Here is a 16,537-nt window from a genome sequence, read left to right on the forward strand (position 1 = left end):
GTCAAACAATCGTGATCTGACCCCGAGGGAGTTAAGCCATGCCGCAGACGAGGTTGCCAGGAACAGCAACGTCGATACGTTTTGGCTTTGGTAGGTTAAGGTTGTCCATGATCGCCGTGAACGCTGCTTTAGGCTTGCTGTTCGCGAGACGTGGATTGTTGAGTTTCTCTTCGCCGATAGTCGACTCAGTGAAACCATCGTAGTCGTGACCAGGATAGACAACTGTGTCATCCGGATAAGCAAACAATTTGTCAGTGATCGAGTGATACAGCGTTTCAGAATTTCCCTGTTGGAAATCAGTACGGCCACAGGCACGTATCAGCAGTGCATCACCTGTGAACAATGCGCCTTCGATAGCGTAAGTAACGTCACCATTGGTGTGTCCTGGAGTATGCAAAACTTTGATAGTCTGCTTGCCCAGTTTGATTTCCTGGTCGTTCACCAGTTGCATATCGGCACACTTGGCACCACCGTCGGTATGTACGCCAACTTTACAGCCCAGCTTTTCACGCAATTGACCTGCGCCAGTCACGTGGTCAGCATGTACGTGTGTTTCCAATGCATACTTCAGCGTCAGACCAAGGTCTTGTACGTATTTCACATCGCGCTCAACGCGCTCTTTCACTGAATCTATAATTGCTGCTTCTTTTGTTGCTTCGTCCCACAACAAGTAAGTATAAGTCCAGGTATCCTGATCAAAGAGTTGTCTTACTTTCATTTCGATATCTCCTGTCTAACTAAGAATTAATCACATGAACCGGAAGCGCGACAAAATTCGTCTTTCAATTTTGGATCGGCTTTGTTCCACGGCGCTTTTGCCAACGCACCTGCAACTGCGCAATTACCCGTCAGCCCGGCATAAAACAAACCTGCGCCGAAGGCGATGGTTGCCGTGGAAAACCACGGATTGACAAATGCTCCCAGTGTGGCGAAGACCATGAACATTACGCCCATTACCAATTGCATTTGACGCATCAAAGGCAGAGGTGCCTTGCCAGCCTTGCGCACTGGATTACCTTTTTCTATCCACGACATGATCCCGCCGGGATAAACGCTATACGTATGTGCATCATCAAACCCAAGACCTTTGGCCTGTTCAAATGCCTGCTGTGCACGCATGCCGCTACGACACATGAACACGATCTTGCGATCAGTGAGTTGATTCAGCACACCCGGTGCTACCGTAGTAAAAGCAGAAAGCGGAACATTAATGGAGTTGTGTACATACTCCAGTTCATATTCATCACGCTCCCGCACATCAATAATGACTTCACCCATGACATATCTCCGATTCGTTTATTAGCATCTGCTGATTTTCTTAATTGCTATTGTCGTGCCAATCTTCTACGCACTCGGAGCCAGGACGGAGAAGGTTTTTTATTCGCTTGTTTTATCGGGAGTTACTGGAGTTTCATGAGGTGTTTTTTCTAATAACCGATAAACCATATTGTTATTCCATAGCGTTTTCATAGGTTATTTGTTTCACATGTTGCGTCGTATGTTGCAACATATATGACAACATCCGCGCTATCTCAGAATTATTGATCAGGAATTCAGCGAGTTATAGATTGGCATATCAACTGCTATGCAAGGACAAATATCGACTTTGTAACGAGCTATAAAATATGAATGCGGAAACTTTTAGTCAGGCAAATTGGACGACGATCGCTGAAATCGAAAACAGTGGACAGATCTCGTGTATCGATGGTCGTCATAGTCATTGTGTGGTTGGCGCTCCTGGTGGAAACATCGGCGAGATGATTTTAATGTTGTCAGCGACAGAAAAATTGGGGAAATTCAATTTTTCATCTCACCAACTCGAGCAGCTGCTGGCCAATTACGCGAGTAGTTTTGGACGCTTTTATATGCATACCGATACGCACGCGGTAAAACGTCTATTAAGTCGTATCGAAAAAGATCCCGAGTTGCAGGACTGGGCCAGATCATTTAATGGCAATACCCGAAAATTTTTCGACGCGCTCATTTTGATCGACAAAGAAATGTCGGACAAGCTTCTGCCTTTTCTATTGATGCCCGAACATATTGGATGCGGCCACCTTAAACTGCTTATTCAACAGCCACAAAAATATCAGGTGCGTAAATCCCTGGTACTTCAGACGCTAACCAGTTTTTTCCAACTCATGTGGCTAGGCAATCGTCGCATGCACTGGGAAATGCTTGAAGGTGATCACGAGGAAAAACAAGTCATCGTTATCGACTCCGAGCTGGAACTCGAAGACAACTCGGCGATTCCCTTTGCGTGTAACCATGATAATGAGCAACGCTTTGTGGCACACTCTGCCGCACGTCGCTTCTTTCATCGTCGTGACGCAGGGTTTATCAATAAATTTGTTTCCTATATGGGAGAAACAGCGATTAATGCTGATCTGCTTATAGGTGAAATCGCAAGACTCGCAGAACTGCAAATGGGTAATACCCTCAATGCACTGGCAAAAGATCTGCCGGTGGTCCGCGTAGTCGTTTCAGCAGAATCTTCTAACCAATCGAGGTGAGTTATGGCCTATACCGAAAAGTTTCAACAAATGGCAGACGCGGCGCGCGCCCGTGTGACGGAAGTCGCTCCTGAGGATGTCGATGCACTGATGTCTGCGGGCGCGATTGCACTGGATATACGCGATAAGGAAGAACACGATGCGGGACATATTCCTGGTTCCAAGAATATCAGCCGCGGCAAACTGGAGATGAATGTCGAGGGTGAGATTCCAAACCTGGATGCAACAGTCATTTGCTATTGCAATGCTTATAATCGTGGCGCCTTATCCGCTGCAACGCTGAAAGACATGGGTTATGTCAATGCGCGTTATATTGCCGGTGGACTTAACGCCTACAAGGCATTACAGGCCTAAATTAAATCAATTGATGCTCACGCATTTTGCGCCAAAGAGTTGCCCGGCTCATGCCGAGCAACTCAGCGGCCTTACCCTTGCGTCCATTGGCATCACGCAAGGCGAGTTGGATTTGTTGTCGTTCTGACATTCCACCACCGCCACGCTCTCGCGTAATTTCATTTTCACCACGTAACTCGGGTGGTAAATCTTCCAGTAGCAATGTTTCTCCCACGCCGATGGCGAATGCGCCTTCCAGTGCATTACGCAATTCTCGAATATTACCCGGCCATTGATAGGCAATCATTGCCTCATAAGCGGGTTGCGCAATACCTGTCACGAAGCGAAAACCCTGCTTGTTAAATTCTTCGATGAATTGCCAGGTGAGTGCCTCGACATCACCTTTGCGTTCGCGCAATGGAGGTAGAAATAATTTTACTACGCGCAGACGATACATAAGGTCTTCTCGAAAACGACCTTTCTCTACTTCTTCGCGCAGGGCGCGATGGGTTGCGGAGATCACGCGCACATCAGTTGAACGGGTTTGAGTAGCGCCTACCGGAGTAAACACACGCTCTTGCAACACGCGTAGCAAACGCGCTTGCACATCGATAGACATCTCACCGATTTCATCGAGAAACAAGGTGCCGTGGTTGGCCAGTTCGAACAAACCTTTTTTATCTGTAATCGCGCCGGTAAACGCGCCCTTTACATGGCCGAACAATTCCGAAGCCAGCAAATCCGAACCGAGAGTGGCGCAGTTTACCGCCTGCCACGGTCCTTTGGTTCGCGGGCTGATATTGTGCACCGCGCGCGCCGCCAGCTCTTTACCGGTACCGGTTTCCCCGCGTATCAGGACGCTGGTATCGGTACGCGCCACCCGTTCGATCAGTTTGAAAAAATCGAGCATGCACGGCGCAACAGTCACGATATTCTGAAACACGGTGATCTTGATATCTGGTCGTTTGATGATATTCATGGCCTGCTTCCTGGGTGATGTTAATAACCAGTCTAGCAGATACGTTGCAACGTGTTGCAACACTTTGTAACCACAATGCTTACCCGTGTATAGGTAATAGCCCTATCCTATTGTTTATTCTGTTTATTTATTGATACAAAAAGTTGGCCTACTCGATGCAATACCACTAAAAATCAGATCAACTAATATCAGAGGTGAAACATGAACGCGCGACTCAAGCAATTCTTTCCAGCCATGAACTGGCTGATGAATTACCGCAAGGAAAATCTCAAAGGCGATATCTCCGCGGGTCTTACCGTCGGCGTGATGTTAGTGCCACAGGGAATGGCCTATGCCATGCTCGCTGGCCTGCCCCCCATCATCGGTCTCTACGCCTCAATTATTCCAGTCATTGTTTACGCATTGCTCGGCACTTCCAATCAACTGGCAGTCGGCCCGGTCGCGATTGTGTCACTAATGACAGCTGCGGGTGTTGGCGCACTAGCCAACGGCAGCACGGAAGCCTATATCGCCTACGCGGTGTTGTTATCACTCATGGTCGGCGTGATGCAACTTACGCTCGGTGTTGGACGCTTCGGCTTTCTGGTGAATTTTCTTTCGCACCCAGTCATCAGCGGATTTACCAGTGCCGCCGCCTTGATCATCGGTTTCAGCCAATTAAAGCACTTGCTCGGCGTGAACATTCCGCGCAGTCATCACATTCATGAGATTCTCATGAATGCGTTTGATCAGATTAGCAATATTGAAATCACGACGTTCTCAATAGGCATTGCCAGTGTTGCCCTGCTAATGTGGCTGAAAAAGATCAAGCCCATGTTTCCAAGCGCGTTACTCGTTGTTGTATTGAGTACTCTAGTGGTCTGGTTCTTTGAATTGAACAAGTCTGGCGTGAAGATTGTTGGTGATGTACCTGCAGGCTTGCCGTCTTTGTCACTACCAACTTTTGAGTGGAGTGTTGTTTCACAACTACTACCCACAGCGATTGCCATCACCATGGTCGGTTTCATGGAATCAATTTCGGTTGCCAAGGCGTTTGCACGACGCAATCGTTATGATGTTAATCCTAACCAGGAACTGATCGCACTTGGCGCTGCCAATATTGCCGGTAGCTTTTTCAAAGCCTATCCGGTAACCGGTGGTTTTTCTCGTACAGCTGTCAACGGGCAAGCCGGTGCAAACACGCCCTTAGCATCGCTAATTACAGCGGCGTTGATAGCCATTGTATTGCTGTTCCTGACACCGCTGTTCTATTTCCTGCCTAAAGCCGTACTGGCAGCGATTATCATGACGGCGGTATTTGGTCTGGTGGATATCAAAGAAGTTAAACATCTTTACCACGTCAAACGTTCTGATTTGGCGCTGTTGGTTGTCACCTTCTTTGCTACGCTAACCATGGGAATTGAGACAGGCATATTAACAGGCGTGGGAGTGTCTTTACTGTGGGTCATCATCCGTACAACTCGCCCGCATGTTGCCGAACTCGGTCAAATGCCGGACTCAGATGCATACCGCAATATTGCGCGTCACCCTGAGGCGAAAACAAGTGACGGCTTACTGGTGTTGCGTGTCGATGCCCAGTTCTATTTTGGCAATGCGACTTTCCTGAAAGATACGGTGAAGCGCTATGTTGCTGAGGCGACTAAACCGCTCAAAGCAATCGTTATCGAGGCTGCCAGTATCAATCAGCTGGATTCCTCCGCCGACTCGACTTTGCATGAACTTGTAGACGAACTACGCACCCAAGGCATTGAGCTCTACTTTGCCAACGTCAAAGGACCGGTAATGGATGTAATGCATCGTTCGGCGTTGGATGAGAAACTAGGCCGCGATCATTTCTTCGCGAGTCTGTCTAATGCCATCGACAGCATACGGAAAAGTCTAAACACAAGGACCGTTTCTTATTCCTAAACTTCGGGGACCAGAGAACAGTCGTTTCCTGGTCCCCGACTTTATTCGATGAGTTCCTTGATCGTGTCTGCTAGCTGTTGACTACTGGTTCTCGACTTCAACAAAACCGCATTTACCTTGTCGGCATATTCACTGGACACATCAAGTGCAGAAAATATGACCACTCTTGGTGGAAAAACCCGTCTCTCGATTATATCGATGAGATCCAGCCCAGACCCATCAGGCATGCCTATGTCCAAAAGTACGAGATCAAAATCCGTGCTTTCCAACTTTTCTCGTGCGGAGGCAATCGTCTTCACCCATGTAAGTTCACAGACATCATTAATAACGGATTTGACGATCGTATGCACGTCACCTTCATCCTCAACGTGTAATACACTTGGCATTCCACCTGGGCCAGCTGCCTGCTTCACTGCCTTGATTAACCTCGCTTGATCAATCGGCTTCTGTAACCAGTCGACTACCCCAATTGCACTGCCATTTAACTCTCTTCTTGCCTCATCTGCCTTGACAGACACCACAACCACGGGGATCTGTTGCGTGCTGGCCTCAGTCCTAAGTTTTTCAAGAAAACTAATACCGTCCTGTCCCGGTAGTATCAAGTCCAATGTAATCGCACGGAACTGTTTGGGGTTTCGCTGTAGTATTTCGTAAGCCTGCTGGGCATCGTAGGCGATTAGGGTGTTGAAGCCACGCTCAGCCAGCATACGTTTTAGCAAGGCAGCAACATCAGGATCGTCCTCGACTATTAATATGCAAGGCTGATGATCTGGCACTCGCCTGTAAGGTTTATTTTCAGGCTGTGATGAAACCACGCCAATCAGTTCGGGAAGCTCTATGTAGAAACTGGTTCCTACACCCTGCCTACTAAAGAAATCAATTTTACCCCCAAGCTTTTCCATAATGGTCTTACTGATGTTCAAACCTAAACCTGTACCACCCTTACGACGAACGTCAGTAGAATCCTGTTGCGTAAATTTCTCAAACAATCTGGACTGAAACTCAAGAGGTATGCCCGGGCCATGATCAGAAACCGTTACACGTAAAGTATCATGATGATGGCGAGCCACACTGATCTCGACCGTGTCTCCCTCCGGCGAAAACTTGGCCGCATTCGACAATAGATTTGCAAATACCTGAAATAATCGGTCCCTATCAACATAGATTCGTACAGCTTCCAATCTTTGTTTTATAACGAAGTTAACCCCAAACTGTTTACCATAGGCCTCGTTTTCCTGTATTACCTGATCAAGCAACGGCATAAGCTCCACATTCTGAAACTTAAAGGCCATTTTGCCCGATTCAATTTTCTGTATGTCCAGGATATCGTTTATCAGCAATAGCAGACGCTCGGTATTATTGCTCGCAATCCTGGCCATCTCGGCCGCAAGATCCGGCAAATTACCTGCCGTACCACTGTTGAGAATGTCCAGAGAACCTCTTATCGACGTCAGTGGTGTACGTAACTCGTGACTAACCGTAGAGATAAACTCATTTTTCATGGACTCAATACGTTTACGCTCCGAGATGTCGCGAACGATACCAGTAAATATCACTTCACCGCTAATCCTCAATTCATTCACCGCCAGTTCAAGCGGAAAAATGGTGCCGTCTTTTCTCTGCCCGGTCAGCTCACGAGTAAGCCCAATAACCTTTTTCTCTCTTGTTGTCAAATAGTCGGTAATATATCCATCGTGTTCATCGGAGTATCGTTTAGGCATCAAGAATTTTACATTTTTCCCTATCGCCTCACTTGCGTTGTAACCAAAAACAACTTCCGCTGCTGAGTTAAAACTCTGAATGATACCGCGCTTATTAATGGTAATAATTCCGTCCACAACGTTATCGAGCACTGCTTGAAGGCGCCCACTAGCTATTTTCAGTTTATTTTCGTTTTCGCTGATATGTCGAATATTTTGCAGATAAACATCAATAAAAAACCACAGAATCACGAGGTAAGCAAACAAACGCAGCATATGCCATAACCACCAAGTGGCATCCCACAACTCAGAAAAATGAAAAAGCAAACCAGCGATACCAAAAAGTAAACAATGATTCGCAAGCAGTAGTCGCTCTTCCCTTCTTACGTGAAACTTATGCGACCAGGCAAAAAAAACCCACGCCACAAGAAAACCTACCCCACCTGTGATATTTAAAAATTCGGCAACGTCTGTAAAGTCGCCCTCGACAACCATCGCCGGAATTTTTTCTGGTAACGCTAAAGACAATATACCAACGAGTACACTGATAAACGCCACCACATAGGGCACACTCCGTATGCCGGGTATTCGTGAAACGCGATCGGGAAGTATAACTAAGGCGAACGTAACACCACCGACAAAAGTCGCCAGACTATGCAGCCAAACAAATACTTCTCCTGGTTCTACACCGGCATGAAACCCATCCAGCAGCCCCATCCCCATCAAGGTGGTCGCAACCCAAATATACGAAGGGCTCAGGTTCTCACTACGACGCATGCTAATTATAATTACTGCTAACAACACAGCTGCAAAAGAACCTACACTTTCAACCAAGGCGTGAAACGGCTCATAGTCCCAATGCCAATCTGAAATCGTATTTGAAAATAGTAACGCTAGACCAACAGGAATCACCGCGCCAGGAATTACCGTCGTTAGAAAGGCAAACCACCACGAAGTTTGTTTGGCTGCCACCTTATCTTCTTGAATCACCCCATTTGTCATTGTTGTTTTCCCTTTTGCATAAGTACTACTGTGAAAACTGTTGCCAAATCTCCCGTATCTGATCAGCCAGTTTCATAGCTGAAAATGGTTTGGCAATAATACCCTCGGCCCCCAATGCATTTAGCTGTACCAGCTTATCTGCCTGCACCTTGGCAGTCATAAAAATTGCCGGCACTTTTTCGATCTCGGAAATTTTTCTCAGGGCAATTAATGTCGCCGGACCATCCATCTCCGGCATCATCACATCTAGCACTATAATATCCGGTTGAAATGATGCTGCTATGTCTATGGCCTCTTTTCCGGAACTACAGATCTGTAATGTAAATCCGCCTATCATCTCCAAAGCAACTTCCGCAACCCGCTGAATATCCGGCTCATCCTCTACAAGCAAAATTCGTTGTAACTCTGGCATAGTGTAAGTCACCTTCTAAGCTGGACTAACTAAACCGTGACCTCTACCCCCAGGGCCTCATCAATTGCCTGATAAAATGGCATAATGTCAATCGGTTTAGTCAAATACTTTGCAAACCCTGCTGCAAGACCTTTTTCTACATCTATTTTCATCGCGTTCGCACTCACGGCAAAAACCGTTATATCCCGATTTTTCTCATCTTCACGAATTCTACGCAAGACCTCAAATCCGTCCATGCCGGGAAGATTGATATCCAGCAGAACCAGATCGAATTGTTTGACAGCAATCAGTTCGAGTCCAAACTCAGGGGTATGTGCGGTGTAAAGCGTTATATACGGTTTTCTGTCTAGAAGCGTGGCAACCAGTCGCAGATTAGACGGATTGTCTTCTACATACAATACATTGAATTCCTTTCTGCCATTGTTTACGACACCATTAGTCTCACTCAATGTAGTTTCTAAAATCAGTGTCTCCTGATCACCAAAATAATTCGAAGTGTCATTCACATCAGGCGAAAAAATCAGACTGAATGCGCTCCCTCTGCCTAATTCACTTTCGACTTCAATCTCGCCTCCCATCATCTCGGCGATATTTTTTGTAATCAGCAACCCAATTCCGGTTCCCTCAATATCGGTTTTTTCCGCGCCCAGGCGCTCAAAAGCTGTAAAGAGTTTAGCGAGTTTTTCCCTGGAAAGGCCATGTCCAGTATCGCATATAGAGATAGCGATCTTTCCGTCATCTCTTTCCCTACATAAAACTTTGACCTCTCCCCCTGGCCGATTATATTTCACTGCGTTTGACAGCAGATTTAGCAAAGCCTGGCGTAATCGTATGGGGTCTACCAGAATTCTCATCTTTGGCGTCAGCTTGTTCTCTGTACTTATTACAATATTTTGTTTGTCTGCCAATAATTTCACCAGAGGAACACACTCCTGTATTACATCTACCGGCGCTACATGTTCCAGAGAAAACTGCATATTTCCCGATTCAATTCTCGATAAATCCAGTATATCGTTTATTAGCTCAAGCAAATGATTACCAGCGTTGTGTATTTCTTCAACACTATTTAGTTGACCTAGATCCAAAGGTTCAATTTGCAGCAGTTGACTGAAACCAAGAATAGCATTTAGCGGAGTACGAAGTTCGTGGCTCATCTTGGAAAGAAATTCGGATTTCGCATGATTGGCCCGCTCGGCTGCCTCTCTCGCCTTCAGCATAATACGTTGTGTTTGCTTTTGCTCTAGAGCAATCGCAGCGAAATTTGCCATTTCTCTGGCCAACTCTACAATTTGATCGGTGAATTCAGATGCACGCATACTGAAAAGCGCAAAAGTACCCAGAACTTTTCCGGAGGACAGCAACACAGGAACCGAACAGCAGGCGCGTATACCGGCTTTTTGCGCCGTATCCCTATATGCATTCCAGCGTACATCCGAAAGAATATCGTCAACAACAATAGTCGTGTTGTTCATCGCTGTGTCACCACAAGCGCAGGAACCAGATGCAATATCAACTTCAGCTACCAGAGCAACAAAAGAATCCGACATCCCTGGTGCGAGTATTTCATTGAAACGTTGTCCTTCTTCGTCGAGAAACAAAAAAGCACCTATTCTGCCCGGAAGCAATATTTCAACGTGTCGAATTATGGTTAGAAGAATGTCTGTCAAAGGTTCGTCCCGAGAGATCATCTCGAGAACCCGAGTACTGCCCTCACGCTTAAGTTCACTGAACTTACGCTCGCTGATATCCTGCAGAATACCTTGTAGACGGCTGATTTTACCATTCTGATTTTTTTGTAACTGTGTTTCGACATGTACCCAGCGAATTTGTCCATCGCGTTGCGTGACTCTAAAATCCAGGCTGTGATTATCGCCTCTGGAAAAAGACTTGCCTTGAGATAACTTAACCATCGCCAAATCGTCCGGGTGAATTCGTTCGATAAAAATGTCATAGCTCGGCTCAATTTCACCAAGTGCATAGCCGAGTATCGAATACATCTCATCAGACCACTGCATTTTTTTGCTATCTATATCCCAGGACCAATTGCCGATACGTCCCAATTGCTGAGCTTTTTTGAGACTGATTTCTCGCCTGCGTAACTCGGTGACGTCGGTACTTGTCGAAACATACTGATACGGCGTACCCATATCATCAAGAAACGGAACAATCGTGGTATCGAGCCAATACTCATCGCCATTCTTGTGTCGATGGCTGATCACATTTCGCCATATCTGGCCTTTTTTCAACGCGTCCCACATCTGTTGAAAATACTTCAGTCGATATTGTTCTGAATACAACATATCCAGAGACCTTCCGATGAGTTCTTCGCGATTAAAGCCGCTTAGTTTGCATAGCTTTTCGTTTATTGAAGATATCAGTCCGCTTTCATCCATGACACATACGACATTATGTTGATCCATGGTTATGCGTTGATACTCACTCTCGCGCAGGGCAGATTTGAGATCGCGGGTAATTCTGTTCATCCAGCGTGCACGCTTGGTACGCGCACTGACCGAATCGACAAGATGTTTAGGCGACACTGGCTTGGTGATAAAGTCATCTCCTCCCAGTTTCATCGCGGCTAGTTGGCGATCGATATTCGCTTCCGTCGACAAAAAGACTATAGGAATGTGGGCGTAATAATCGTCTTGACGAATGACTTGCGCCAGTTCAGGACCGGAACATTGCGGCATAAAAACATCGAGAAGAATCAATTCCGGTTGAAATCGATCCAGCTCATCAAGACTGGCAAGTGGATTGGACACTGTCTGCACTTCCATACCTGCTCGCCTCAATATCGTCGAGTAATATTCAAGCAAAACCTCGTCGTCATCCACAACGAGTATTCGATAGGGCGACGAAGCGACTCTTGCAGTTAACCCGTGCATAGTCCCAACGAGCGCATCCATATTAGTTGGTTTGCTAAAGTAGCGGACTACCCCTGCCCTGGCGGCCGCCAGACGCGCTTCGATATCTTTACGCATCGACAACACAACAACCGGAGGTGGTTCTGAAAACTGCTGATTCAGATGCTCAATTGCCCTAGCGCCTGCGTTATTCCCCTCTTCGAGAACCAAATCCATAATAACCGCGCCAGGTATTTGCGCATGACATGCCTGCTCAAATTCATCAAGCGCCCCGAAATGTTTAACTACATAGTCTTCGGCTTCAAGACAGTCCTGAATTTGCTGTCCAAATAATGGGTCGTCTTCTACAATGTAGATGAGGTTGTTTTCGATAGGCTCCTTCTCTGCTTCCTCGTAATCAAGGAGCGGGGCCTCGGTAGGATGCCAGCGTGATGCAATTGATACCAGTTCTCCCAACAGGGTAGAAATCTGGAGTTCAACAGATTCGGTGTAACTGGAAATATCTTGTTTTCCGAAATCGGACAGTGCTTGTAAAACAACCTCGAGTTCAAACGCGGCCCTACTCACGGAATTAGCGCCGAAAGTACTGCCAGAACCTGTCAAATTATGGACATGTCGGTGCAAACTGTCGGTGGTCAGCCCCTCCTCCCCCGACCGGCTTTTCATGCCGTTCCAGAGAGTCGTTATCGCATTGAGCTTTTCGGGTAGTTGCTGAAAAAACTGCTGCTGTAGCAGGAGTAATTTTTCTGTCGCTGCATTACTTGAAGTCGGCATGTATGCACCTGTTTTCTTTTACTTAACCCACTCAGGAGGGGCAACAATTACATATTCAGGGTTCAAACAATAATCAACCGGCGGCTTATGCTGTGCAGGGATAACAAGACAAATCCTGTCATTCAACACTACTTGCCTGGACGAACGCATCCCCGAATCGATGGTAGCTCAGATCGCACCTTCAAATGTGATTTTTTCCTATAGATATCCCAAATAAAATTTACGTAAGAGTGTACCCAACAATTCCAACAAATAACACACTCTATAACTCGGATATTGGGATTTTTTGGAGATGGTATTACTGTTGGTTAAAAAATAGACAGGACTCTATCGATTTGAGGAATCTGCCAATTCATCGGCCAAACTACCGCAAGCAGGCTCCACGAACATTGAACCCTAAGACTAATGCAAATTTATCAATTTTTTATTGTGACTTCACAAAGCGCTTTCTAGCATCGTCGACCTTCGTTCTGACAATACAGCCTACGACGTGATCGTTTATCATTCCCATCGCCTGCATGAATGCGTAAACCGTGGTAGGCCCCACAAACTTCCAGCCACGCTTTTTCAAATCTTTAGACAATGCAATAGACTCGGGAGACGTCGATGCGGTTTGAGGATCTTTAGGTTGTTTTTGCGGCTCGATGGCCCAGAAGTACGCCGCTAAAGAACCCTCCTGCTCCACCAGTTTTTGCGCCTGTCTGGCATTGTTAATCGTAGCCTCGATCTTCCCGCGATGACGCACTATGCCCTCATCCTTGAGTAGTCGATCGATATCTTTTTGCTTAAACCCGGCAACTTTATTGAAGTCAAAATGATGAAACGCAGCGCGAAAATTCTCCCGCTTTGCGAGTATGGTTCTCCAGCTCAAGCCCGATTGAAAACCTTCAAGCGATAGTTTTTCAAACAGACGAAAGTCGTCCTCTACAGGAAATCCCCACTCGGTATCGTGATAGTGAAAAAATTCTGGAGCAGCTTCACACCAACGACAACGTGGTTTTCCGTCTGGTCCTTTTACCGTTTCGCTCATAGCATTACCCTTACCCTAATATGGTCTGTAGACGTTCGTCGACTCGCGTCGGACCAATTTCGAGTATCTCGCTGCTCACTACGCTTTCCGTTACGAAGGGATCCTGGCTTATACGTTCTTCAAGTTTTTCACGCGTTATATTGTGAGCGATAATGGCACCACCTTGGTTCGGTTGCAAACTGCCTACCACCAGAAAGACTCCATCGTTGAACCCCTGTGCAATCCATTGATTATGCCCCTCCATTAACTCTCCCGCACGGGCTTTATTGCCGGAAAACCTAAGCAGTACTACGAACATTTTTGTTCCCTCCATTATTGACTACTGTTGTTCAGTTTGTGTTTCCAACCATGCACACATGTCTTCTACTTCCTGCTGTATGAATTTTTCATCATGAAAAGAACTCGCCAGCACCGCCACGCCCTGACTACGCATGAGTAAGTGCATGGCCAATTGTTCTGCGTCTTTTTTTCGCCCGAGTAGTTCAAATTGACCGGTTAACCATCTTCTGAACAGTGTAAACAGTGTGTTCGCTCGAGATTTTGCAATATGATCCAGCTTTGCCAGTTCAGTACATAAGCTCCCGATCGGACAACCAAATTGTTTAATCTTGGTTTTGTTCATGATCAGAATATGGATAAAACTGCGTATGCGTTCTTTCGGCGTATCACCTTCTTCCTCCCAGCGATTGAGCATACTTTCGGTGTTTGCTATACGTCTCGATATCACTGCGTCAAGAATTTCATCTTTTGTTTTAAAATGATGATAGAAATTGCCGCGCGAGATTTGCACTGCGGCGGCAATATCGGCAAAAGAGGTATGCTCAAAACCATGCTGATAAAACAGCAGATCGGCGGTTTCGATTATACGCTGACGGGTACCACTATGATGCATGTCGAAATATTAGGACAACTGTCCTAATTCAGTCAAGCACTAAAGAGAGATCTGATACTACTCTCCCCTAATATTTGAGAAAAGTTGAATCTGACTCTACTCAAATTCACCCAAATTAACAGCCAGTGATGCATTTTCCCTGGGCGCTAAATGACATGGTTTTGCCACTTAGCGGTAAATAGACAGGCTTTTCGCTTGCCTTTATAAAAGTATCGGTGCGCGTGCCGGGAATGACTTTGCCGTTTTGAGTTGCTGCTTCATTGGCGTGAGAAGCGATAACGGCTGCTGGTTTAACCAGTTCATTGATGACATATGCGGCCTCTGTCGGTCCGGTGGTATAGGTGTCGCCTATATTCATAACGGCGAGTTTGGCTTTGTAGTGATCACCTACCACAACTTCTTGTTCAGCGGTGATGCCGGTATCGCCAGAAAGATAGACTACTAAGCCATTTGAAAACGTCAATACAAAGCCAGTCGGTGGTCCTGCGTGTGCAGTTAGCCCGGCGGCATTCATCATATTGCCAAGCTCCCCACCTATCATCTCAGGTGCAATACCATTCGAGTGTACTGCGGGTACCGTGGCTATCGTTACGCCGTTCAATTTTAATGAGGCACCAAAACGAACCAGTAGCGCGTCCTTCGGATTTCCACCTAAGGTTTTTAATTTACTCGCAAAGAACTTGGGCATTTCGCTACCACTGACAATCTTAGCTTGTTTTGCAACTGCTATTTTCGCTGTATTGGTGTCAGGCAAAACGTTTACCGAGGCCTGCGGTTGTACACAACTACCTTCGTTGGTCTTTGGTATGTGTACGGCGCCAACATGATCGCCGTGCATATGGCTGACCAGAAGCGCGTCGATCTTCCCAAGGCGTGGATCGTCAGCCCCAGCGACGGTCATACCTGCGTCGTACAGTATACGCGTACCGTCCGGATCTTCGAATATCATGGCACGGTCGCGTGCGCAAAATTCGCCGTCGTGGCTGCCTAGAGGGGTTATTTTTACGGCACTGTCAGCAGAGAATACAGATGCCGAAACAAGCAAACACATTAACCAAACAGTGGAAATAGTTATCGAACGAGAATTTATGTTCATTGGGGCGCTCACCTTATTGATTAGCAGTGTGAGCTTATTGTAGTTCGGAAACCGTTAGCTGGAAATAAAAAGAAAGGCTTTATGTTTTAGGGCTTAACGATCAGTGCTTGAATCAGACTTACGCGTGCTTCATCAAGATTTCGACGTAGATTATATGCTTTGTATGGAACATCATCGCCGACCAACATATACACGCCGAGTGCCGGAAGGGAATAATCGGGTTTTGGCTCTTCCATGTTCGCGAATGCTTGTTGGGCAAGGTCTGTCTTGTCGTACCACTCTTCTACAGAGAAACCTGTCGATTTTACCTGCTCTCTAAAATCATCGGGTAAAACGAGAAAACTCATGCTACTGTCTTGCGCCCATGGTACGGGAAAATAAATCGGCGAATTTACGTTTGCACAAACCTCGTAAAGTACGGCGCAAGCACCCGGTTTCATGACGCGATACATTTCCTTCAACCAGCTCGTTTTGTCGTCGATGTTCATACCCATTTGGATAGTCCAGGCGCCATCGAAACTATTGTCTTCAAATGGAAGCGCTAACGCACTCGCCGGTCGAAAACTGACTTTGTCCTGCATGCCCAACAATTCGGTAAGACGTGCAGCCGTAGTGGTATATTCCTCGCTCAAATCCACGCCGGTGGTTCGACAACCGGTTTCATGTGTCAGACGTCGTGTGGACCCGCCTATGCCGCAACCTATGTCGAGGATATGCATATCAGAGTGAAAACCCGACATAGCAATCAATTCTTTCGTCGCCGCACTACCACGAATATGAAACTCGTCTACGGGTTGTAAATCCTCAAGATCCAGATCTGTCAGATCGGCGCCGGCCTTTTCCAGTCCCTTGAGAATTCGATCATACAGATTTCCGGGAGAATAATAGTGTTGTACTTTTTCCATGCCAGAAGTGTAGACATGCAACCAGATATTTACCAGCGAAATTTGTGTATGTTTGCAGGCTCAAAGCCTGGCTTTTAGTAAAATCGCAATATGGGAATTTGACTGGCTCATGGATAGATGCCGGTT

The 16,537-nt window shown here is 46.5% G+C and carries 14 protein-coding genes; 3 read left to right on the plus strand and 11 right to left on the minus strand.

The genetic code is table 11. From position 1 onward, the window contains the following. Nucleotides 1–31: 31 nt before the first annotated feature. Nucleotides 32–718 (minus strand): MBL fold metallo-hydrolase, encoded by a 687-nt coding sequence (locus OEZ43_11750; protein ID MDH5546257.1) that lies wholly within the window; start codon nt 716–718, stop codon nt 32–34. A gap of 26 nt (nt 719–744) precedes the next feature. Then, nucleotides 745–1,278: a rhodanese-like domain-containing protein gene (locus tag OEZ43_11755; protein ID MDH5546258.1), complete on the minus strand. Its 534-nt coding sequence runs from the start codon at nt 1,276–1,278 to the stop codon at nt 745–747. 347 nt (nt 1,279–1,625) lie between these two features. Here OEZ43_11755 and OEZ43_11760 point away from each other — a divergent pair, with 347 nt between their 5' ends. Together OEZ43_11760 and OEZ43_11765 are read left to right on the plus strand one after the other, a co-directional pair. Beyond that, nucleotides 1,626–2,513, plus strand: coding sequence for a hypothetical protein (locus OEZ43_11760; protein MDH5546259.1), 888 nt, complete (start codon nt 1,626–1,628; stop codon nt 2,511–2,513). Between the two features lie 3 nt (nt 2,514–2,516). Continuing rightward, nucleotides 2,517–2,867 (plus strand): rhodanese-like domain-containing protein, encoded by a 351-nt coding sequence (locus OEZ43_11765; protein ID MDH5546260.1) that lies wholly within the window; start codon nt 2,517–2,519, stop codon nt 2,865–2,867. A gap of 1 nt (nt 2,868) precedes the next feature. Here OEZ43_11765 and OEZ43_11770 read toward each other — a convergent pair whose 3' ends face one another. After that, on the minus strand, nt 2,869–3,825 hold the full coding sequence (locus tag OEZ43_11770) for a sigma 54-interacting transcriptional regulator (GenBank protein MDH5546261.1): 957 nt from the start codon (nt 3,823–3,825) through the stop codon (nt 2,869–2,871). Nucleotides 3,826–4,026: 201 nt separating this feature from the next. Between OEZ43_11770 and OEZ43_11775 the strand changes: the two genes are divergently transcribed. Beyond that, nucleotides 4,027–5,733 (plus strand): solute carrier family 26 protein, encoded by a 1,707-nt coding sequence (locus OEZ43_11775; GenBank protein MDH5546262.1) that lies wholly within the window; start codon nt 4,027–4,029, stop codon nt 5,731–5,733. Between the two features lie 41 nt (nt 5,734–5,774). On the opposite strand, the gene OEZ43_11780 is transcribed toward OEZ43_11775, so the two are convergent. The 8 genes from OEZ43_11780 to OEZ43_11815 all read right to left on the minus strand — a co-directional run bounded on the left by OEZ43_11780 (nt 5,775) and on the right by OEZ43_11815 (nt 16,411). Further along, nucleotides 5,775–8,435 carry a response regulator gene (locus OEZ43_11780; GenBank protein MDH5546263.1) on the minus strand — a complete coding sequence of 887 codons (2,661 nt, stop codon included), beginning with the start codon at nt 8,433–8,435 and terminating at the stop codon, nt 5,775–5,777. A gap of 25 nt (nt 8,436–8,460) precedes the next feature. Further along, entirely contained in the window at nt 8,461–8,847 is a 387-nt protein-coding gene (locus OEZ43_11785) for a response regulator (protein MDH5546264.1), read from the minus strand. A gap of 29 nt (nt 8,848–8,876) precedes the next feature. Continuing rightward, complete coding sequence (locus OEZ43_11790; GenBank protein ID MDH5546265.1) at nt 8,877–12,488, minus strand: response regulator; 3,612 nt, start codon at nt 12,486–12,488, stop codon at nt 8,877–8,879. Between the two features lie 424 nt (nt 12,489–12,912). Continuing rightward, nucleotides 12,913–13,518 (minus strand): DNA-3-methyladenine glycosylase I, encoded by a 606-nt coding sequence (locus OEZ43_11795; protein ID MDH5546266.1) that lies wholly within the window; start codon nt 13,516–13,518, stop codon nt 12,913–12,915. Nucleotides 13,519–13,528: 10 nt separating this feature from the next. Further along, nucleotides 13,529–13,816, minus strand: coding sequence for a hypothetical protein (locus tag OEZ43_11800; GenBank protein MDH5546267.1), 288 nt, complete (start codon nt 13,814–13,816; stop codon nt 13,529–13,531). A 21-nt stretch (nt 13,817–13,837) separates the two neighbouring features. Further along, nucleotides 13,838–14,410: a TetR/AcrR family transcriptional regulator gene (locus tag OEZ43_11805; GenBank protein ID MDH5546268.1), complete on the minus strand. Its 573-nt coding sequence runs from the start codon at nt 14,408–14,410 to the stop codon at nt 13,838–13,840. A gap of 115 nt (nt 14,411–14,525) precedes the next feature. Then, on the minus strand, nt 14,526–15,506 hold the full coding sequence (locus OEZ43_11810; protein ID MDH5546269.1) for an MBL fold metallo-hydrolase: 981 nt from the start codon (nt 15,504–15,506) through the stop codon (nt 14,526–14,528). Nucleotides 15,507–15,592: 86 nt separating this feature from the next. Then, nucleotides 15,593–16,411 carry a methyltransferase domain-containing protein gene (locus OEZ43_11815; protein ID MDH5546270.1) on the minus strand — a complete coding sequence of 273 codons (819 nt, stop codon included), beginning with the start codon at nt 16,409–16,411 and terminating at the stop codon, nt 15,593–15,595. Nucleotides 16,412–16,537: the final 126 nt, after the last annotated feature.

Source organism: Gammaproteobacteria bacterium (assembly GCA_029881255.1).
Classification (GTDB): Bacteria; Pseudomonadota; Gammaproteobacteria; order S012-40; family S012-40; genus JAOUMY01.